Below are 17,941 nucleotides of genomic sequence, written 5' to 3'. Positions count from 1 at the left end.
CAGGCATGGACTTAGACGGCCTCGTTGGACTCGTCCTCGAACGCTGCGAACAGCGGTTCGTCTTCGACGATTTCAGCATTGGCGATGAACTCGTAGCTCATCAGGCCTTCAGCGATTTCACGCAGGGCCACAACGGTCGGTTTGTCGTTTTCCCACTGGACCAGAGGCTCTTTGCCGCCGGTGGCCAGTTGACGGGCACGCTTGGTAGAGAGCATGACCAGCTCAAAGCGGTTTTCCACGTGTTCTAGGCAGTCTTCAACGGTTACGCGGGCCATGGTATTCCTCGGAGCGAATGCAATATGCGCGCTGCCCGGTTGGGCGAGCGGACTCAACAGTTTAAAAAATCACCAGCGATTAGGGAAGCGCTGATTTTTTAACCAAGCCCTTCAACGCGCTGCAAGTACCAATGTAAAGCCCTTGCAGCGGTTTTGGGAAGAGCTGATTCAGCCCAGCAATTCGGCAAGTAATTTACCGAAACGCTGTTGCTGACGTTTCTGATGCAGCTGATTGGCGCGGAAAATCGCTTTCAGGTCTTCCAGCGCCTGGTTGAAATCATCGTTGATGATCAGGTAGTCGTAGTCAACGTAGTGGCTCATCTCGCTGACCGCTTCACGCATCCGGCCTTCAATGATCTCGTGGCTGTCCTGGCCACGGCCGTGCAGGCGTTGGCGCAAGGCCTCCTGGGAGGGCGGCAGAATGAAGATCGAGCGCGCATGCGGCATCAACTTGCGCACCTGTTCGGCACCTTGCCAGTCGATTTCCAGGATCAGGTCGTGGCCTTCATCCAGGGTCTGCTGCAGGTGGCTTTGCGAAGTGCCATAGAGGTTGCCGAACACTTCGGCGCGCTCCAGGAAGTCGCCGTGCTCGATCATCTTCACGAACTGGGTGCGGTCGACAAAGTGGTAGTTCACTCCGTCCACTTCGCCCTGGCGCATGGCGCGGGTGGTGTGCGAGATCGAAAGACGGATCTGTGGAAGATCGTTGATCAGGTCCTTGACCAGGCTGGTTTTGCCAGCGCCGGACGGGGCGGAAATGATGTACAGGGTGCCAGTGCTGTGGGTCATGTCGGGGTAGCCTTACTCAATGTTCTGCACTTGTTCGCGCATCTGCTCGATCAACACTTTGAGGTTGACCGCAGCCTGGGTGCTGCGCGGGTCGAAGGCTTTGGAGCCCAGTGTATTGGCTTCGCGGTTGAGCTCCTGCATCAGGAAGTCGAGGCGCCGGCCGGCAGCGCCGCCGGACTTGAGCACGCGGCGAACTTCAATGATGTGGGTGCTCAGGCGGTCCAGTTCTTCGGCGACGTCGCTTTTTTGCGCGAGCATGACCATTTCCTGTTCCAGGCGCTGCGGGTCGAGCTCGGCCTTCATGTCGGCAAAGCGGTCGAGCACCTTCTGACGCTGGGTGGCGAGCATCTGCGGAACGAGTTCGCGCAGGGCCACCACGTCTTCTTCAATCGACGTCAGGCGTTCGTTGATCAGTCGGGCCAGCTCCGCACCTTCGCGCTCGCGGCCGGCCTTGAGTTCCTTGAGACCGTCATTGAACAGGGCCAGCGCCTCGGCGTTGAGCGCTTGCGGGTCGCTTGCGTCGGCAACCAGCACGCCAGGCCAGGCCAACACTTCCAGCGGGTTGAGGGCTGAAGGATTCTTTATCAGGCTGGCGACGGTCTCGGCGGCGGCGACCAGTTGCGCGGCGCGTTCGCGGTCGACTTGCAGCGGTTTGCCGGCGGTTTCTTCGGTGAAGCGCAGCGTGCATTCGAGCTTGCCGCGCGACAGGCCCTGACGCAGCGCTTCGCGCACGTTGCCTTCGAGGTCGCGAAAGGACTCTGGCAGGCGCAGGTGCGGTTCCAGGTAACGGCTGTTGACCGAACGCAGCTCCCAGCTCAGGGTGCCCTGGCTGCCGGCTTTTTCGACGCGGGCGAAGGCGGTCATGCTGTGCACCATGGAGGTACCTCGCGATTCAGGCCGGCGCCGAACCCAGCGGGCTCAACGGACCTGGTTAGATGAATTAAAGCCCACAGGCTGCAAAGGCGCAGGATTGTAGCGCAGTGCGGCGGATGCTCCCAAATGGCGCGTGTGACAAAGCGCTGCAGGTCGTCGCAGAGCCCGGTTCAGAGCCCTCGCTCGTCGCCCGTTTTTTTTAGAAGTGCCCAGGCGCGCCTGGTCGCCCTATAATGCTCGGCAGATTTCCGTCCTCCGTACAGGTGTTCCTCTATGAAACGTCCAAGTGGTCGCGCTGCCGATCAGCTCCGCTCGATCCGCATTACCCGCAACTACACCAAACACGCCGAGGGATCTGTACTGGTCGAGTTCGGTGATACCAAGGTGATCTGCACCGTCAGCGTCGAAAACGGCGTGCCGCGCTTCCTCAAGGGGCAGGGCCAAGGCTGGCTGACCGCCGAATACGGCATGCTGCCGCGCGCCACTGGCGAGCGTAACCAGCGTGAAGCGAGCCGCGGCAAGCAAGGCGGCCGTACGCTGGAGATCCAGCGTCTGATCGGTCGTTCCCTGCGCGCTGCGCTGGACATGTCCAAGCTGGGCGACGTGACCCTGTACGTCGACTGCGACGTGATCCAGGCCGACGGCGGTACGCGTACTGCCTCGATCACTGGCGCCATGGTTGCGCTGGTCGACGCCTTGAAAGTGATCAAGAAGCGCGGCGGCCTGAAAGGCGGTGATCCGCTCAAGCAGATGATTGCTGCTGTGTCCGTGGGCATGTACCAGGGCGAGCCAGTGCTGGATCTGGACTACCTGGAAGACTCGGCTGCCGAAACCGACCTGAACGTGGTGATGACCAGCACCGGTGGTTTCATCGAAGTGCAGGGCACCGCTGAAGGCGCGCCGTTCCAGCCTGAAGAGCTGAACGCGATGCTGGAGCTGGCGAAGAAAGGCATGAACGATATTTTCGATCTGCAGAACGCTGCGTTGGCCGACTGATTGCCCCCAATACCCAGGTTCCGATGTCCAGCAAGGAGAGCGTCATGAGTGATGAGCAACTTCCGTTGCCAGTGCCGAGCCGTGAGGTTCGTCAGTGGGCCATGTTCTGCCATCTCTCGGCCTTGCTGGGGATTTGGGTGCCGTTCGGTTCGCTGATCGGGCCGCTGATCCTCTGGCAACTGAAGCGCGAGATGGACCCGTTCATCGACGATCAGGGCAAGGAGGCGCTGAACTTTCAGATCAGCGTGGCCATTGCTTCGGCCATCTGCCTGCTGTTGATGGTGGTGGTGATCGGCTTCTTCCTGTTTGGCCTGGTGGCCATCGGGGCGCTGGTGCTGACAATCATCGCCGGGGTCAAAGCCAATGAAGGGCAGCTATATCGCTACCCCTTCACCTGGCGGTTGATCAAATAACCCGCAACCACATCGACCTGTAGGGGCAAGCCTTGCTCCTACGGGAGTTGGGCGACTACAAAAAAGCCGACATCTCTGTCGGCTTTTTTGCAGCTGCGAAAAGACGCTTAGATCGTCAGCGTCCAGTCGTAGTCCACGATCAACGGCGCGTGTTGCGAGAACCGCGGCTGACGTGGCAAGCGAGCGCTGCGTACAAAGCGGCGCAGGCCCGGGGTCAGCAGTTGGTAGTCGAAACGCCAGCCCAGGTTGAGCATTTCAGCCTGTTCGTTGTCTGGCCACCAGCTGTACTGATCGCCTTCACGGCTGACTTCGCGCAGGGCATCGACATACCCCATGTTGCCGACAATCTCGTCCATCCAGGCACGCTCTGGCGCCAGGAAGCCCGGGGATTGCTGGCTGTCGCGCCAGTTCTTGATATCCAGCTTCTGTTGCGCCACGTACAGCGAGCCACAATAAATGTACTCGCGACGTTTGCGTCGCTGTTTATCCAGATAACGGGCGAAATCGTCCATTAGCTTGAACTTCTGGTTCAAGTCTTCATCGCCGTTCTGCCCCGAAGGGAGCAGCAAGGTCGCGATGCTGACCTTGTCGAAATCGGCTTGCAGGTAGCGCCCGTAGCGGTCGGCCGTCTCAAAGCCGAGACCGCTGATGACAGCCTTCGGTTGCAACCGCGAGTACAAAGCCACGCCACCTTGGGCGGGAACTTCGGCATCGCAGGCATAAAGGAAGTAGCCATCCAGTTGGAAGGCTGGGTCGTCCAGTTCAAAGGCGGAGGCGCGGGTGTCCTGCAGGCAGATGACGTCGGCATTCTGTGCCTGCAGCCAACTGAGCAAACCACGCTCGACTGCAGCCTGAATACCATTGACGTTCACACTGATGATCCGCATAAATGGCCCCAAAAATCGCGTGCGTGTATGATACACGGCGTCTACCTAATTAGCTAAATCCGTGGTATTTGGGGTTTTTTTCATGCAAGCGTATCAGCGCGACTTCATTCGTTTTGCCATCGATCGCGGCGTTTTGCGCTTCGGTGAGTTCACCCTGAAGTCCGGGCGTACCAGTCCTTACTTCTTCAATGCCGGCCTTTTCAACTCGGGTTCTGCGCTGGCGCAGCTGGGTCGTTTCTACGCGGCAGCCATCGTCGAGAGCGGCATCGCGTTCGACGTGCTGTTTGGCCCAGCGTACAAAGGTATTCCTTTGGCGGCGACCACCGCCGTGGCATTGGCCGAGCACCATGACCGCGATCTGCCATGGTGCTTCAATCGCAAGGAAGCCAAGGCCCACGGCGAAGGCGGCAGCCTGGTCGGCGCGCCATTGACCGGCGACGTGCTGATCATCGACGACGTGATCACCGCCGGTACCGCAATCCGTGAAGTGATGCAGATCATCGCTTCCCAGGAAGGCGCCAAGGCGGCCGGCGTGCTGATCGCGCTGAACCGTCAGGAGCGTGGCAACGGTGAATTGTCGGCAATCCAGGAAGTGGAGCGTGACTTCGGTATCCCGGTGATCAGCATTGTTTCGCTGAATCAGGTGCTGGAGTTCCTCGCCGACGATCCGCAGCTCAAGCAGCATTTGCCTGCGGTTGAAGCCTACCGGGCGCAATTCGGCGTCTAACCACAACCCTTATGGGGGCGGGCTTGTGTGGCGAGGGAACTTGCTCCCGCTGGGCTGCGTAGCAGACCCAAGGATTTTGTGAGCGCTGCGCACTCAAGCGGGAGCAAGCTCCCTCGCCACAAAATGATCTCCTATTGAGATCGCAGGCAAAAAAAGACCCCGCTCAGCCTGGCTGAGCGGGGTCTTTTTGTGTGTGTTGCTTATGGACGCTTGCGATTGCTGATCAAGGTGCCCACACCGGTGTCGGTGAAGATTTCCAGCAGAATCGCATTCGGCACCCGGCCATCGATGATCAGCGAGCTACCGACGCCGCCCTGTACGGCTTCCAGCGCACAACGGATCTTCGGCAGCATGCCACCGTAGATGGTGCCGTCGGCGATCAGTTCGTCGACCTGCTGGGTGCTCAGGCCGGTCAGGACCGTGCCGGATTTGTCCATCAGGCCGGCAATGTTGGTCAGCAGCATCAGCTTTTCAGCTTTCAGTGCTTCAGCGACCTTGCCGGCCACCAGGTCAGCGTTGATGTTGTACGACTCGCCATTGGCGCCGACACCGATTGGCGCGATCACCGGGATGAAATCGCCTTTGACCAGCAGGTTCAGCAGGTCGGTATTGATCCCGACCACTTCGCCCACCTGGCCGATGTCGATGATTTCCGGCTGGGTCATCTCCGGTGTCTGACGGGTCACGGTGAGCTTCTTCGCACGAATCAGCTCGGCGTCTTTGCCGGTCAGGCCGATGGCGCTGCCGCCGTGGCGGTTGATCAGGTTGACGATGTCTTTGTTCACCTGGCCACCGAGGACCATTTCCACCACGTCCATGGTCTGGGCGTCAGTGACGCGCATGCCGTCGATGAAGTGGCTTTCGATCGACAGGCGCTTGAGCAAGTCGCCAATTTGCGGGCCGCCGCCGTGAACCACCACCGGATTGATGCCCACGGCCTTCATCAGCACGATGTCGCGGGCGAAGCCGGTTTTCAGCTCCTCGCTTTCCATCGCGTTGCCGCCGTATTTGATCACCAGGGTCTTGCCGACATAGCGGCGAATGTAAGGCAGCGCTTCGGACAGGACCTTGGCGGTGTTGGCGGCGGCTTCGCGTTCGATGGTCATTCGGGGCTCCGGCACTTCAATAAAGGCGCTTCAAAAAATCAAAATGGTAGTTGGAGGTCAGGTGCAACACGTTTCAGTTGGGTGTGGAACACGTCCTTGATGCGCTGCAGTTCGGCGTCGTTATCGGCCTCGAAACGCAGGACCAGCACCGGTGTGGTGTTGGACGCGCGAACCAGGCCCCAGCCTTTGGCATAGTCGACTCGCACACCGTCGATGGTGGTCAATTCGGCGCCTTCACCCCAACGGGCATCGTGCAGTGCATCAATGATGCTGAATTTGCTCTCTTCGGTCACATGGATATTGATTTCTGGCGTAGAAATATCGTTCGGGAAGGTCTCGAACAACTCTTGCGCAGTGGATTTTTCCCTGCTGAGGATCTCCAGCAGCCGCGCGGCGCTGTAAATACCGTCGTCGAAACCGAACCAGCGCTCCTTGAAGAAGATGTGCCCGCTCATTTCGCCTGCGAGCAGGGCGCCGGTTTGTTTCATCTTCTTCTTGATCAACGAATGACCGGTTTTCCACATCAGCGGGCGACCGCCATATTCCTTGATCAGCGGTGTCAGGCGACGGGTGCATTTGACGTCGAAGATGATCTCGGCGTCCGGGTTGCGTGCAACCACATCCTTGGCGAACAGCATCAGCAGGCGGTCCGGGAACACGATGTCGCCGGTATTGGTCACCACGCCGACGCGGTCGCCGTCACCGTCGAAGGCCAGGCCCAGGTCGGCGTTGGTTTCCTTGACCTTGGCGATCAGGTCCACCAGGTTTTCAGGCTTGCCCGGGTCCGGGTGGTGATTCGGGAAGTTGCCATCGACGTCGCAGAACAGCGGGATGACTTCGCAGTTCAGCGCTTGGATCAACTGAGGCGCGATAACGCCGGCGGCACCGTTGCCGCAGTCGACCACGACTTTCAAGCGTCGGGCCAGCTTGATGTCCTGGACGATTTCGGCGGTGTAGCGGTCGAGGATCTCGACTTTGGTGATGCTGCCCTTGCCGCTGCTCAGGTTGTTGGTTTTCAGGCGGTCATGCAGGGCCTGGATCTGTTCGTTGGCCAGGGTGTCGCCGGCGATGACGATTTTGAAGCCGTTGTAGTTCGACGGGTTGTGGCTGCCGGTGAGCATCACGCCAGACTTGCCGGCCAGCACGTTGGCCGCGTAATAGAGCGCCGGGGTTGGCACCAGGCCGACGTCGCTGACGTGGCAGCCGCTGTCGTACAGGCCCTGAATCAGTTGTTCCACCAGCTCCGGGCCGGAAAGGCGACCATCACGGCCGACAGAAACATTCGGCTCATCCTGGGCCAGACTTTGGGCACCGATGGCGCGACCGAGCCAGTAAGCCGTTTCAGCGTTCAGAAATTCCGGAACGGTGCCACGAATATCGTAGGCGCGGAAAATGCTGTCGGGGAACTTGGGGGCGACGCGGGTTGGGGTGCTCATCTGTGGAAATGCTCCATCTCGAAAGTGGCTGGACCTGCCTGCGAATCATTCGTCGGCAGGCTAAAACTGGAAGATATGACGGCGTTTTCCGCAGAGAGTTCGTGGTGCGAAAGGGCCATGACATTCATGAAAACCGGCTCATGCCTTGATTCTGGTGGTGAACCTTGCAAGTGAGACTGCATAAACATTGTGGCGAGGGAGCTTGCTCCCGCTTGGGTGCGTAGCGCCCACAAAATTTTGGGGTCTGCTGCGCAGCCCAGCGGGAGCAAGCTCCCTCGCCACATGGGGCTTTGTTGTATCAGTGGCTGCCGGAATGACCGAAGCCACCGGTGCCGCGCTGGGTTTCGACGAACTCTTCCACCATCTCGAAGTGCGCCTGAACCACCGGCACCAGCACCAGTTGGGCAAGGCGTTCACCCACCACGATGTTGAAGTCGGTCTGGCCGCGGTTCCAGCAGGAGACCATCAGCGGGCCCTGGTAATCGGAGTCGATCAGCCCGACCAGATTGCCCAGCACGATGCCGTGCTTATGGCCCAGGCCCGAGCGCGGCAGGATCAGTGCGGCGAGGCCCGGGTCGCCGATGAACACCGACAGGCCGGTCGGGATCAGCAGGGTTTCACCCGGCTTGATGACGGTGTCCTGTTCCAGCATCGCCCGCAGGTCGAGGCCGGCGGAGCCTGGCGTGGCGTACTGCGGCAGCGGGAATTCGCGGCCAATGCGTGGGTCGAGGATCTTGGCTTGTAAAGCGTGCATGTGAGTTAAACCTGGTTCAGACGTTCGGCGATAAAAGTGATCAGCTGGCGGGCGATTTTGGCCTTGCTGGTCTGGGCGAAGAGTGTTGCATGCAACTCCCGGTCGATCACGCTGCAAGCGTTTTCCTCGCTATTGAAGCCAATGCTCGGGTTGGCCACGTCGTTGGCGACGATCAGGTCGAGGTTTTTGTCTTTCAGCTTGCGTGCAGCGTAGTCGAGCAGGTGTTCGGTTTCGGCGGCGAAACCGACACTGAACGGACGGTCGGGGCGCGTGGCAATGGTCGCCAGAATGTCTGGGTTGCGGACCATTTGTAGCAACAAGCCGTCGCCGTTCGTAGGGTCTTTCTTGAGTTTTTGTGGGGCGACGACTTCCGGGCGATAGTCCGCAACCGCAGCAGACGCGATGAACAGGTCGCAAGGGATCGCGGCTTCACAGGCGGCGAGCATGTCGCGGGCGCTGACCACGTCGATCCGGGTGACGCGATCCGGGGTCGGCAGGTGCACGGGGCCGGTGATCAAGGTCACCCGGGCGCCGGCTTCAACCGCGGCTTCGGCCAGGGCAAAGCCCATTTTTCCGGAGCTGTGGTTGGTGATGTAGCGCACCGGGTCGATGTTTTCCTGGGTCGGACCGGCCGTGATCAGTACGTGTTTGCCGGTCAGCGCCTGACGCTGGAAGCAGTCGGCGGCGCATTGCGCCAGATCGTCGGCTTCGAGCATGCGGCCCATGCCGACGTCGCCGCAGGCCTGGCTGCCGGACGCCGGGCCGAAGACCTTGAAGCCACGGCTTTCGAGCAATTGGGTGTTGGCCTGGGTGGCCGGGTCGCGCCACATGGCCTGGTTCATCGCCGGGGCCAGCGCGACGGTGGCGTCGGTGGCCAGTACCAGGGTGGTCAGCAGGTCATTGGCGATGCCTTGGGCCAGGCGCGCGATCAGATCGGCGGTGGCCGGCGCGATCAGCACCAGGTCGGCCCATTTGGCCAGCTCGATGTGGCCCATCGCAGCTTCGGCCGCCGGGTCCAGCAGGTCCAGGTGGACCGGGTGCCCGGAGAGTGCCTGCATGGTCAGCGGGGTGATGAACTCGCTGCCGCCACGGGTCATGACCACGCGCACTTCGGCGCCCTGGTCGATGAGTCGGCGAACCAGCTCGGCGCTCTTGTAGGCGGCAATGCCGCCGCCGACGCCGAGAACGATGCGTTTCCGATACAGCCGCTGCATAGGCCTGCCTTTCAATTCATTGATGACTACGTGGCGAAACCCCTCCCCAGGGTGAAATCGCCCGCAAAAAAGATGGACTACGATATCACAGCGACCGCAACGGAACAGCGGCGCCCACACACATGGAGGTGCTATGAGCATTCGCGATTGGCCGGCGGCAGAGCGTCCGCGGGAGAAGCTTCTGGAGCAGGGTTCGGCGAGCCTTTCGGACGCCGAGTTACTGGCGATCTTTCTACGCACCGGGGTGACCGGCAAAAGCGCAGTCGATCTGGCGCGACACCTGTTGCATCAATTCGGCAGCCTGCGCACGTTGCTGGAGGCCGATCAGCAGACGTTCGGCAGTCAACTTGGGCTGGGGCCGGCAAAGTTTGCCCAATTGCAGGCAGTGCTGGAGATGGCGCGGCGGCACTTGGCGGAACGCTTGCGTCGCGACTCGGTGCTCAAGAGCCCGATCGAGGTGCGCAATTACCTGAAGGCGATGTTGCGCCATGAGCCGCATGAAGTGTTTGGCTGTCTGTTCCTGGACTCCCGGCATCGGGTGCTGGCGTTCGAGATACTGTTTCGCGGCTCGATCGACAGCGCCAGTGTCTACCCACGTCAGGTGGTCAAGCGTGCACTGGCGCACAACGCCGCGGCGTTGATCCTGTGCCACAACCATCCGTCAGGCAGTGCCGAGCCCAGTCAGGCGGATCGAGCGCTGACCCGGCGCCTGCAAGAGGCGCTGGACCTGATCGATGTGCGGGTACTCGACCATTTCATCGTCGGCGATGGCGATCCGCTGTCGATGGCCGAGTACGGATGGATGTAGTCCGGGGCTATTTCAGGCTGACTTTCGAGTAATCCTGACGGCCAAACGGGCTGACCTGGTAGCCCTGAACGTCCTTGCGCGTCAATGCGTAGGCGGTCGGGTGTGCCAGTGGCAGCCACAGCGCCTGTTGCTGGATCTGCGCCTGGGCCTGTTCGTAAAGCTTGCTGCGCACGCCTTGTTCGGTGGTGGTCTTGCCGGCGCTGATAACTTTATCCAGGGCCGGGTCGCAGTAGCGGGCGAAGTTGGTCCCGGACTGGACCGCCGCGCAGGAGAACTGTGGCGTGAGGAAGTTATCCGGGTCACCGTTGTCGCCGGACCAGCCCATGAACAGCAGGTCGTGTTCGCCGGCCTTGGCGCGGCGAATCAGCTCGCCCCATTCAATCACCCGGATTTCCGCCTGAATCCCGACTTCGGCTAGGTCCGCCTGCAGCAACTGGGCGCCAAGGCTTGGATTCGGGTTGAGCAGGCTGCCGGACGGACGGGTCCAGATCGTGGTTTTAAACCCCTCCTTGAGCCCGACCTTGGCCAGCAGCGCGCGCGCCTTGGCGATGTCTTTCGGATAGCCCGGCAAGTCCTTGGCGTAGCTCCAGGTGTTGGGCGGGTACGGACCGTTGGCAGCCTGCGCGGTGTCTTCGAAAACGGCCTTGAGGTAGCTGGCCTTGTCGAAGGCGAGGTTGATCGCCTGGCGGACTTCGGGTTTATCCAGTGGCGGATGCTGACTGTTGATGGCCACGAACGCGGTCATGAACGCCGGCGTACTCTCGATCTTCAGGGTCGGGTCCTGAGCGGCGGCCTGCACGTCCAGCGGTTTGGGCGACAGGGCGATCTGGCACTCGTTACGCCGCAGCTTTTGCAAACGCACGTTGGCGTCCGGGGTGATGGCGAACACCAGGCTGTCCACGGCCGGTTTGCCGGCAAAGTAGTCGCGGTTGGCCTTGTAGCGAATCGACGCATCTTTCTGGAAGCGCCCGAAGATGAACGGGCCGCTGCCAATTGGCTGGCTGTTGAGTTTCTCGGGCGTGCCGGCCTTAAGCAACTGGTCGGCATACTCGGCCGAGTAGATCGAGGCAAACCCCATGCTCAGGGTGACAAGGAAGGTCGAGTCGGGGTGGTCCAGGGTAAAGCGCACAGTCAGCGGGTCCAGCGCGTCGATTTTCTTGATCAGCGCAGGCAACTGCATCGATTGAGCGTGAGGGAAGCCACTTTGGGCGACTTTGTGCCAAGGGTGGGCCGGGTCGAGCATGCGCTCGAAGCTGAACTTCACGTCTTCGGCGTTCAGATCGCGGGTCGGGGTGAAGTACTCGGTGTGGTGGAACTTCACCTGTGGGTGCAGCTTGAAGATATAGGTCAGGCCATCAGCCGACACTTCCCAGCTGTCAGCCAGGCTGGGGACGACTTTGCCACTGGTGGTGTCGAAGTCCACCAGGCGGTTCATCAGCACGTCGGCCGAAGCGTTGGTGGTGGTCAGCGAGTTGTATTGAACGACATCGAACCCTTCCGGGCTGGCCTCGGTGCAGACGCTTAAAGCGGCAGCCTGGGCCAATGGGCTCAGCAAGAGTGGGGCGAGCAACAACGGTAGGGCAGCGAGGCGCATGTGTGAATTCCTGTGCAGATCGAAGGCCCATCTGCGAGTGCAGTCTGGAAAAGGCTTACCCTAGTGGGCTCTTTTACAAATGACTATCCCCTTTTTCATTTTAAGGGGAGTATGTGCGATTGTTTTCGGTGAGTACTGCCCAAGGAAAACCCTGGATTGGCCTGTTGGCCGACTTTCTGCGACGAGCGGTCACCATCGACGACAGCCTTTGTCCAAGGCGCTCGGAGCCCGAAAAATAGGGGTTTTGTTAATTCAATGCACACCGATTGTTGTTGCTCTCTAGTCTTTCTGGTATAAAGCAGCGCTCTTTTCTAGGGGCCCGGTTCCTTCACTGTAGGTGTAGCCGGTAAGACCCTTAAAGAAACGCGGCGCCTGGCGCCAAATGACTGAGAGATTAAGCGGCCAACCCATGCCGGGTTGGGCATGTGGTTTTAGAGGGCTGAGGCATGTCGAGAGTCTGTCAAGTTACCGGTAAGGGTCCGGTGACTGGGAATAACATTTCCCACGCAAACAACAAAACCCGTCGTCGTTTCCTGCCGAACCTGCAGCATCACCGCTTCTGGGTTGAAGAAGAGAAACGTTTCGTGCGTCTGCGCGTATCTGCCAAAGGCATGCGTATCATCGACAAGCGTGGCATTACTGTCGTGCTGGCCGAAATCCGCAAAGCTGGCAAGATCTAAGGGAGCTAATCATGCGTGAATTGATTCGTTTGATTTCGAGCGCTGGTACTGGTCACTTCTACACTACCGACAAGAACAAGCGCACTACTCCGGACAAAATCGAGATCAAGAAATTTGATCCGGTTGTTCGCAAGCACGTGATCTACAAAGAAGGCAAAATCAAGTAATTGATTTTTCCCTCTTGAGAAAAAGGCCCGTATCGCAAGATACGGGCCTTTTTTGTTGTGGTCAGAAAAGCCTCAGGCCTTCTGTTCAAACGCCACGTAGATCTTGCGGCACGGTTCCAGCACTTCCCAGGTGCCGCGGAAACCGGCCGGAATGACAAAACGATCGCCCGCCCGCAGGGTCTTGGCATTGCCGTCGTGGTCACGCAGCACCGAAACCCCCTGCACGATTTCGCAGTATTCGTGTTCGGTGAAGTTCACCGTCCATTGCCCGACTTCTCCTTCCCACACACCCGCGTTCAACTGACCGCACGGGCTGCTGTAGTGGTTGTAGACGGCTTGCTCGGGGTCGCCTTTGAGCACTTTTGCGGCGTCCGGGCGGTAGCGCTCGACGGGTGTGGTGGCCTGGCTGAAGTCGACAATGCCCTGGATGCTCATTCTTGTAATTCCCCGTGATTGCCTGAAAATCAAAGTCTATGTTTATTAAAATGAACATCGCAAGGCCGTTTGCCAGCCTTATGTCAAATATATTGAAACATGAGGGGGCGCTGGTTTAGGGTGGCAGTTGCCTTGGACCGAATTGAAAACTGGTCGGGCAGAATTCCTGTAGGTGCCTGCGTAGATCGTGTGGCGCTCGTATTCAATAAGAGGAGGACTCTCGTATGACTACCTTGACTCGTGCCGACTGGGAACAACGCGCCCGCGACCTGAAGATCGAAGGCCGTGCCTACATCAATGGCGAATACACCGCAGCGGTCTCCGGCGAGACGTTCGACTGCATCAGCCCCGTCGATGGCCGCCTGCTGGGCAAGATCGCCAGCTGTGATGCCGCCGACGCCCAGCGCGCCGTAGAAAACGCTCGCAGCACGTTCAACTCGGGCGTCTGGTCGCGTCTGGCACCAGCCAAGCGCAAAGCCACCATGATTCGTTTCGCCGGCCTGCTCAAACAGCACGCCGAAGAGCTGGCGCTGCTTGAAACCCTGGACATGGGCAAGCCGATCAGTGATTCCCTGTACATCGACGTTCCGGGCGCGGCGCAAGCGCTGAGCTGGAGCGGTGAGGCCATCGACAAGATCTACGACGAAGTGGCCGCCACCCCGCATGACCAACTGGGTCTGGTGACCCGTGAGCCAGTGGGTGTGGTGGGCGCCATCGTGCCGTGGAACTTCCCGCTGATGATGGCCTGCTGGAAACTCGGCCCGGCGCTGTCCACCGGTAACTCGGTGATCCTCAAGCCGTCTGAAAAGTCCCCGTTGACCGCCATCCGCCTCGCGGCGCTGGCCGTTGAAGCCGGAATCCCGAAAGGCGTGCTGAACGTGCTGCCAGGCTACGGTCACACTGTCGGCAAGGCGTTGGCCTTGCACATGGATGTCGACACGCTGGTGTTCACCGGTTCGACCAAGATCGCCAAGCAACTGATGATTTATTCCGGCGAATCGAACATGAAGCGCGTCTGGCTGGAAGCAGGCGGCAAGAGCCCGAACATCGTGTTTGCCGATGCGCCGGACCTGCAAGCTGCGGCTGAGTCCGCTGCCAGTGCCATCGCGTTCAACCAAGGCGAAGTCTGCACCGCCGGTTCGCGTCTGCTGGTCGAGCGTTCGATCAAGGATAAATTTCTGCCGCTGGTGATCGAGGCCCTGAAAACCTGGAAGCCGGGCAACCCGCTGGATCCGGCGACCAACGTTGGCGCGCTGGTCGACACGCAGCAGATGAACACCGTGCTGTCCTACATCGAATCCGGGCACTCCGACGGCGCCAAACTGGTGGCGGGCGGCAAGCGGATTCTTCAGGAAACCGGTGGCACCTACGTTGAACCGACGATTTTTGATGGCGTGAGCAATGCCATGAAGATCGCCCAGGAAGAGATCTTTGGTCCGGTGCTGTCGGTCATCACCTTCGACAGCGTCGAGGAAGCGATCCGGATCGCCAACGACACGCCATATGGCCTGGCCGCGGCAGTCTGGACCTCGGATATCTCCAAGGGCCACCTGACCGCCAAGGCCCTGCGGGCCGGTAGCGTGTGGGTCAATCAGTACGATGGTGGCGACATGACCGCACCGTTCGGTGGTTTCAAACAGTCGGGCAACGGCCGGGACAAGTCGCTGCACGCGTTCGACAAGTACACCGAGCTGAAGGCGACCTGGATCAAGTTGTAAACCTGTAGAGGGCTCGGATCACATTCGGGGCTCGATACAACGCAGGTCTAATGTGGGAGATTCTATGTTGCAGGACAACCCTGCAACATAGAATCTCCCACGTTTGTTTTGTGCCGTTTGTAAAAAATAATTATCCACAGGAGCGTGGAACATGCGTTGGGCGACTTATTTCGCCGTGTTGGCCTCAGTCCTGAGCGTCGGCCTGGCCCTGGGCGTCAGCATGCCGTTGGTGTCGCTGCGCCTGGAAAGCTGGGGTTATGGCTCGTTTGCAATCGGCGTCATGGCGGCGATGCCGGCGATTGGCGTGCTGCTGGGGGCCAAGGTCTCCAGTCATCTGGCGGCGCGTTTCGGCACGGCCAATCTGATGCGCCTGTGCCTGTGGGCCGGGGCGTTTTCCATCGGTTTGCTGGCGCTGTTGCCAAGTTATCCGGTCTGGCTGGTGCTGCGTTTGATGATCGGGGTGATCCTGACCCTCGTGTTCATCCTCGGCGAGAGCTGGATCAATCAACTGGTGGTCGAACAATGGCGCGGGCGGCTGGTGGCGCTGTATGGCAGCAGTTATGCCCTGAGCCAACTGTCCGGGCCGTTGCTGCTGGGCGCGTTGGGCACCGACAACGATTTCGGTTTCTGGGTTGGTGTCGGCTTGCTGGTGACATCGCCGCTGTTGCTGTTGGGACGTAGCGGCGCGCCGAGTAGCGAAGCCTGCAGTGTGACGTTCAGCGACTTGCTGAGTTTTTGTCGGGGCCTGCCGGCGATTGCCTGGGCGGTGTCGCTGTTTGCTGCGTTCGAGGCGATGATCCTGACCTTGCTGCCGGTGTATTGCCTGCGCCAGGGCTTCAGCGCTGAAATCGCCCTGGCGATGGTCAGCACCGTGGTGGTCGGCGACGCCTTGTTGCAACTGCCGATTGGCGCGCTGGCAGATCGACTGTCGCGGCGTACGTTATTTGCCGGTTGTGCAGTCATCCTGATGCTCTCGAGCCTGGCGATTCCACTGTTGCTCGAGACCTTGCTGATATGGCCGTTGTGGGTGCTGTTTGGCGCCAGTGCCGGCGGCTTGTTTACCTTGTCGCTGATTCTGATCGGCGAGCGCTACCGTGATGATGCGTTGGTGCGAGCCAACGCTCACATTGCGCAATTGTGGGGTATCGGTTGTCTGATCGGCCCATTGGCGGCTGGTGCGGGCAGTCAATGGATCAGTGGGCACGCTTTGCCGTTGCTGATGGCGGCAGGGGCGTTTGGGCTGGTGATCCTGTTGCTGCGCCAAGGGGCGTTTGGCACGGTGCAGCCTGCATAATGTATAGCAGCTGGCGCAGCCTGCGTTCGGCTGCGCAGCAGTCGTAAATTCGGATATCGCGGTCTTTCAGTTTAACCGTGGCTGCAAGGTTTGCGTCTGCTGCGCAGCCGAACGCAGGCTGCGCCAGCTGCTACGTACCGTGTGATGGCGCAGGGTCATACAGTTTTTAGAGCATCCGCTCCAGCCCCACCGATTTGCTGAGCCAGGCGTTGAAATGTCGCCACCAGCTCCCCGGTTCTCGGGTCAGGGCGTGTGGCTGGCCATTGTCTTCAGTGACCCACACCATCCGACCGTTCTCTAGCCGGGCCTCGTAACTCAGGGCCGGTGACATACCTTGCAGGGCCAGTTCGCGAACCTGTTCGGTGAGTTCCGGGCTGTCCACCAGCACCCCGACTTCAGTGTTCCAGAGCACCGAGCGCGGATCGAAGTTGAATGAGCCGATGAACGCCTTTTGCCGGTCAAAGATCATCGCCTTGCTGTGCAGGCTGGAATCGGAGCTACGGGAGGCGGCGCCGTGGAACAGGTGCGGGCCACTGCCGCCGTGCTCGCCGGGTTGGCGGCGCAACTCGAACAACTTCACGCCATGCTCCAGCAACGCCTTGCGGTACGGCGCGTAGCCACCGTGCACGGCGGGCACGTCGGTGGCGTCCAGGGAATTGGTCAGCAAGCTGACGGAAACCCCGGCATCCGCGCGTCCCGTCAGGTAGACCAGCCCCGTCTGGCCTGGGACGAAATAGGCCGAGATCATGATCAGCTCGTTACTGACACCTTGTAGTTCGGGCGCCAGTTGGGTGGTCAGCAGCAGTTGCGGATCCGGTTCGTCCTTGGCCAGCACCTTGCTGGGGGCGTCCCACAATGCCTGGTTCCAGGCCCAAATCAATTCGCGCCGCCAGATATCCAGGCGTGGATGGGTCTGGTAAATCTTCAGTTGCTGGTACAGCGCATGGTTCTGTTGGCGGGTGCCCTCCAGCGACTCTTTCAGTCGCAGTCGGGTGTTGGCCAGATCCTTTGCCGTGGGTTTGCTCGAGATAAACTCATCGATCGGTTTACTCAGGGCGCTGTTCCAGTACTGGTCGAAACTGTGCCCGAGCTGCTCGGCTACCGGGCCGATGCCGAGCATGTCGATGTCGGTGAAGTTCAGGTCGGGCTCGGCATCGAAGTACTCGTCGCCCAGATTACGGCCACCGACAATGGCTGCGCTGTTGTCCGCCAGCCACAGCTTGTTGTGCATGCGCCGATGCTGCAAAGACAGATTGAACAGCCGCCCCATGGTGCGGGTCAGCCCGGTGCTGCGGCCCAGGTGCAGCGGATTGAACAGGCGAATATGAATCTGCGGATGCGCAGCAAGGGTGGCGATGATCTGGTCCAGGCCATCGCTGGTGGTGTCGTCAAGCAGGATGCGTATGCGCACGCCGCGGTCGGCAGCCTTGAGCAGCTCCGCCGCCAGCAACCGTGTGCTGACACCGTCGTGAACGATGTAGTACTGCAAGTCGAGGCTGCTTTGCGCATTGCGAATCAGCTCGGCACGCGCCATGAAGGCTTCACTGCTGTTGGGCAGCAGGCGGAAGCCGGAGCGGCCCTGATACGCCGCAGCCTGTGCCTGGATCGAGCGCCCGAACGCAGAGTCCGCCGCCGGCAGCGCCTGGCTCGGCTCGTGAAGTACGGTGAGAGAGGTGCAGCCGCTCAGTAGCAAGACGAGCGGCAGAAAAAGCAGGGCTTTTCTGGGGCGCAAATCGGAGTTTCCGCGAATGGGCAGGATCCGGAGTATGGCACGG

General features: G+C 60.2%; 18 protein-coding genes and 1 pseudogene. 8 read left to right on the top strand and 11 right to left on the bottom strand.

Features of this window, described 5'->3' with window-relative positions; all coding sequences use genetic code 11:
* Positions 1-11: 11 nt before the first annotated feature.
* The 3 genes from rpoZ to AO353_RS09265 all read right to left on the bottom strand — a co-directional run bounded on the left by rpoZ (position 12) and on the right by AO353_RS09265 (position 1,940).
* Positions 12-275 (bottom strand): DNA-directed RNA polymerase subunit omega, encoded by a 264-nt coding sequence (gene rpoZ / locus AO353_RS09275; protein WP_003177259.1) that lies wholly within the window; start codon positions 273-275, stop codon positions 12-14.
* 168 nt (positions 276-443) lie between these two features.
* Entirely contained in the window at positions 444-1,064 is a 621-nt protein-coding gene (gmk, locus tag AO353_RS09270; RefSeq protein WP_019694279.1) for a guanylate kinase, read from the bottom strand.
* A 12-nt stretch (positions 1,065-1,076) separates the two neighbouring features.
* A complete protein-coding gene (locus AO353_RS09265; RefSeq protein ID WP_054594652.1) occupies positions 1,077-1,940 on the bottom strand; it encodes a YicC/YloC family endoribonuclease in 864 nt (287 codons plus the stop codon).
* Between the two features lie 270 nt (positions 1,941-2,210).
* Between AO353_RS09265 and rph the strand changes: the two genes are divergently transcribed.
* Both rph and AO353_RS09255 read left to right on the top strand, forming a co-directional pair.
* On the top strand, positions 2,211-2,933 hold the full coding sequence (rph, locus tag AO353_RS09260; protein WP_054594651.1) for a ribonuclease PH: 723 nt from the start codon (positions 2,211-2,213) through the stop codon (positions 2,931-2,933).
* Positions 2,934-2,977: 44 nt separating this feature from the next.
* The gene (locus AO353_RS09255; RefSeq protein ID WP_019694276.1) at positions 2,978-3,346 is read left to right on the top strand and encodes a DUF4870 domain-containing protein; all 369 of its coding nucleotides are present in this window, start codon (positions 2,978-2,980) and stop codon (positions 3,344-3,346) included.
* 107 nt (positions 3,347-3,453) lie between these two features.
* Here the strand turns inward: AO353_RS09255 and AO353_RS09250 are convergent, their stop codons facing one another.
* Positions 3,454-4,233, bottom strand: coding sequence for an exodeoxyribonuclease III (locus AO353_RS09250; protein ID WP_003176915.1), 780 nt, complete (start codon positions 4,231-4,233; stop codon positions 3,454-3,456).
* Between the two features lie 82 nt (positions 4,234-4,315).
* On the opposite strand from AO353_RS09250, the gene pyrE reads away from it, so the two are divergent.
* The gene (pyrE, locus tag AO353_RS09245; protein ID WP_054594650.1) at positions 4,316-4,960 is read left to right on the top strand and encodes an orotate phosphoribosyltransferase; all 645 of its coding nucleotides are present in this window, start codon (positions 4,316-4,318) and stop codon (positions 4,958-4,960) included.
* Between the two features lie 200 nt (positions 4,961-5,160).
* Here the strand turns inward: pyrE and argB are convergent, their stop codons facing one another.
* The 4 genes and pseudogenes from argB to coaBC all read right to left on the bottom strand — a co-directional run bounded on the left by argB (position 5,161) and on the right by coaBC (position 9,470).
* Complete coding sequence (argB, locus tag AO353_RS09240; RefSeq protein ID WP_054594649.1) at positions 5,161-6,066, bottom strand: acetylglutamate kinase; 906 nt, start codon at positions 6,064-6,066, stop codon at positions 5,161-5,163.
* Between the two features lie 38 nt (positions 6,067-6,104).
* Positions 6,105-7,508, bottom strand: a pseudogene (locus AO353_RS09235) (phosphomannomutase/phosphoglucomutase); the annotation flags it as partial.
* Between the two features lie 292 nt (positions 7,509-7,800).
* Positions 7,801-8,256, bottom strand: a complete 456-nt coding sequence (gene dut, locus AO353_RS09230) for a dUTP diphosphatase (protein ID WP_054594647.1) — start codon at positions 8,254-8,256, stop codon at positions 7,801-7,803.
* Positions 8,257-8,261: 5 nt separating this feature from the next.
* A complete protein-coding gene (gene coaBC / locus AO353_RS09225; RefSeq protein ID WP_054594646.1) occupies positions 8,262-9,470 on the bottom strand; it encodes a bifunctional phosphopantothenoylcysteine decarboxylase/phosphopantothenate--cysteine ligase CoaBC in 1,209 nt (402 codons plus the stop codon).
* A gap of 133 nt (positions 9,471-9,603) precedes the next feature.
* On the opposite strand from coaBC, the gene radC reads away from it, so the two are divergent.
* Positions 9,604-10,278 (top strand): RadC family protein, encoded by a 675-nt coding sequence (radC, locus tag AO353_RS09220; RefSeq protein ID WP_054594645.1) that lies wholly within the window; start codon positions 9,604-9,606, stop codon positions 10,276-10,278.
* Positions 10,279-10,285: 7 nt separating this feature from the next.
* Here the strand turns inward: radC and AO353_RS09215 are convergent, their stop codons facing one another.
* Positions 10,286-11,872, bottom strand: coding sequence for an ABC transporter substrate-binding protein (locus tag AO353_RS09215; protein WP_054594644.1), 1,587 nt, complete (start codon positions 11,870-11,872; stop codon positions 10,286-10,288).
* A gap of 446 nt (positions 11,873-12,318) precedes the next feature.
* On the opposite strand from AO353_RS09215, the gene rpmB reads away from it, so the two are divergent.
* Positions 12,319-12,552, top strand: coding sequence for a 50S ribosomal protein L28 (gene rpmB, locus AO353_RS09210; protein ID WP_007894701.1), 234 nt, complete (start codon positions 12,319-12,321; stop codon positions 12,550-12,552).
* 11 nt (positions 12,553-12,563) lie between these two features.
* A complete protein-coding gene (gene rpmG / locus AO353_RS09205) occupies positions 12,564-12,719 on the top strand; it encodes a 50S ribosomal protein L33 (protein ID WP_007894709.1) in 156 nt (51 codons plus the stop codon).
* Positions 12,720-12,791: 72 nt separating this feature from the next.
* Here rpmG and AO353_RS09200 read toward each other — a convergent pair whose 3' ends face one another.
* The gene (locus AO353_RS09200) at positions 12,792-13,154 is read right to left on the bottom strand and encodes a cupin domain-containing protein (protein ID WP_054594643.1); all 363 of its coding nucleotides are present in this window, start codon (positions 13,152-13,154) and stop codon (positions 12,792-12,794) included.
* Between the two features lie 224 nt (positions 13,155-13,378).
* On the opposite strand from AO353_RS09200, the gene AO353_RS09195 reads away from it, so the two are divergent.
* Together AO353_RS09195 and AO353_RS09190 are read left to right on the top strand one after the other, a co-directional pair.
* Positions 13,379-14,872 carry an aldehyde dehydrogenase gene (locus AO353_RS09195; protein WP_054594642.1) on the top strand — a complete coding sequence of 498 codons (1,494 nt, stop codon included), beginning with the start codon at positions 13,379-13,381 and terminating at the stop codon, positions 14,870-14,872.
* A gap of 151 nt (positions 14,873-15,023) precedes the next feature.
* Positions 15,024-16,166 (top strand): MFS transporter, encoded by a 1,143-nt coding sequence (locus AO353_RS09190; protein ID WP_054594641.1) that lies wholly within the window; start codon positions 15,024-15,026, stop codon positions 16,164-16,166.
* Between the two features lie 166 nt (positions 16,167-16,332).
* On the opposite strand, the gene AO353_RS09185 is transcribed toward AO353_RS09190, so the two are convergent.
* The gene (locus tag AO353_RS09185; RefSeq protein WP_054594640.1) at positions 16,333-17,898 is read right to left on the bottom strand and encodes a phospholipase D family protein; all 1,566 of its coding nucleotides are present in this window, start codon (positions 17,896-17,898) and stop codon (positions 16,333-16,335) included.
* Positions 17,899-17,941 lie beyond the last annotated feature (43 nt).

It is taken from the genome of Pseudomonas fluorescens, assembly GCF_001307155.1.
Taxonomy (GTDB): Bacteria; Pseudomonadota; Gammaproteobacteria; order Pseudomonadales; family Pseudomonadaceae; genus Aquipseudomonas; species Aquipseudomonas helvetica.
Note: the sequence above shows the minus strand (reverse complement) of the source record. Positions and strands in the feature narration are given on the sequence as shown.

Coding starts and splice junctions, on each gene's coding strand:
- AO353_RS09250 (WP_003176915.1), bottom strand. CDS start 4,233: ATGCGGATCATCAGTGTGAACGTCAATGGTATTCAGGCTGCAGTCGAG.
- rph (WP_054594651.1), top strand. CDS start 2,211: ATGAAACGTCCAAGTGGTCGCGCTGCCGATCAGCTCCGCTCGATCCGC.
- AO353_RS09195 (WP_054594642.1), top strand. CDS start 13,379: ATGACTACCTTGACTCGTGCCGACTGGGAACAACGCGCCCGCGACCTG.
- AO353_RS09200 (WP_054594643.1), bottom strand. CDS start 13,154: ATGAGCATCCAGGGCATTGTCGACTTCAGCCAGGCCACCACACCCGTC.
- AO353_RS09215 (WP_054594644.1), bottom strand. CDS start 11,872: ATGCGCCTCGCTGCCCTACCGTTGTTGCTCGCCCCACTCTTGCTGAGC.
- argB (WP_054594649.1), bottom strand. CDS start 6,066: ATGACCATCGAACGCGAAGCCGCCGCCAACACCGCCAAGGTCCTGTCC.
- rpoZ (WP_003177259.1), bottom strand. CDS start 275: ATGGCCCGCGTAACCGTTGAAGACTGCCTAGAACACGTGGAAAACCGC.
- rpmB (WP_007894701.1), top strand. CDS start 12,319: ATGTCGAGAGTCTGTCAAGTTACCGGTAAGGGTCCGGTGACTGGGAAT.
- AO353_RS09190 (WP_054594641.1), top strand. CDS start 15,024: ATGCGTTGGGCGACTTATTTCGCCGTGTTGGCCTCAGTCCTGAGCGTC.
- coaBC (WP_054594646.1), bottom strand. CDS start 9,470: ATGCAGCGGCTGTATCGGAAACGCATCGTTCTCGGCGTCGGCGGCGGC.
- dut (WP_054594647.1), bottom strand. CDS start 8,256: ATGCACGCTTTACAAGCCAAGATCCTCGACCCACGCATTGGCCGCGAA.
- radC (WP_054594645.1), top strand. CDS start 9,604: ATGAGCATTCGCGATTGGCCGGCGGCAGAGCGTCCGCGGGAGAAGCTT.
- AO353_RS09265 (WP_054594652.1), bottom strand. CDS start 1,940: ATGGTGCACAGCATGACCGCCTTCGCCCGCGTCGAAAAAGCCGGCAGC.
- rpmG (WP_007894709.1), top strand. CDS start 12,564: ATGCGTGAATTGATTCGTTTGATTTCGAGCGCTGGTACTGGTCACTTC.
- pyrE (WP_054594650.1), top strand. CDS start 4,316: ATGCAAGCGTATCAGCGCGACTTCATTCGTTTTGCCATCGATCGCGGC.
- AO353_RS09255 (WP_019694276.1), top strand. CDS start 2,978: ATGAGTGATGAGCAACTTCCGTTGCCAGTGCCGAGCCGTGAGGTTCGT.
- gmk (WP_019694279.1), bottom strand. CDS start 1,064: ATGACCCACAGCACTGGCACCCTGTACATCATTTCCGCCCCGTCCGGC.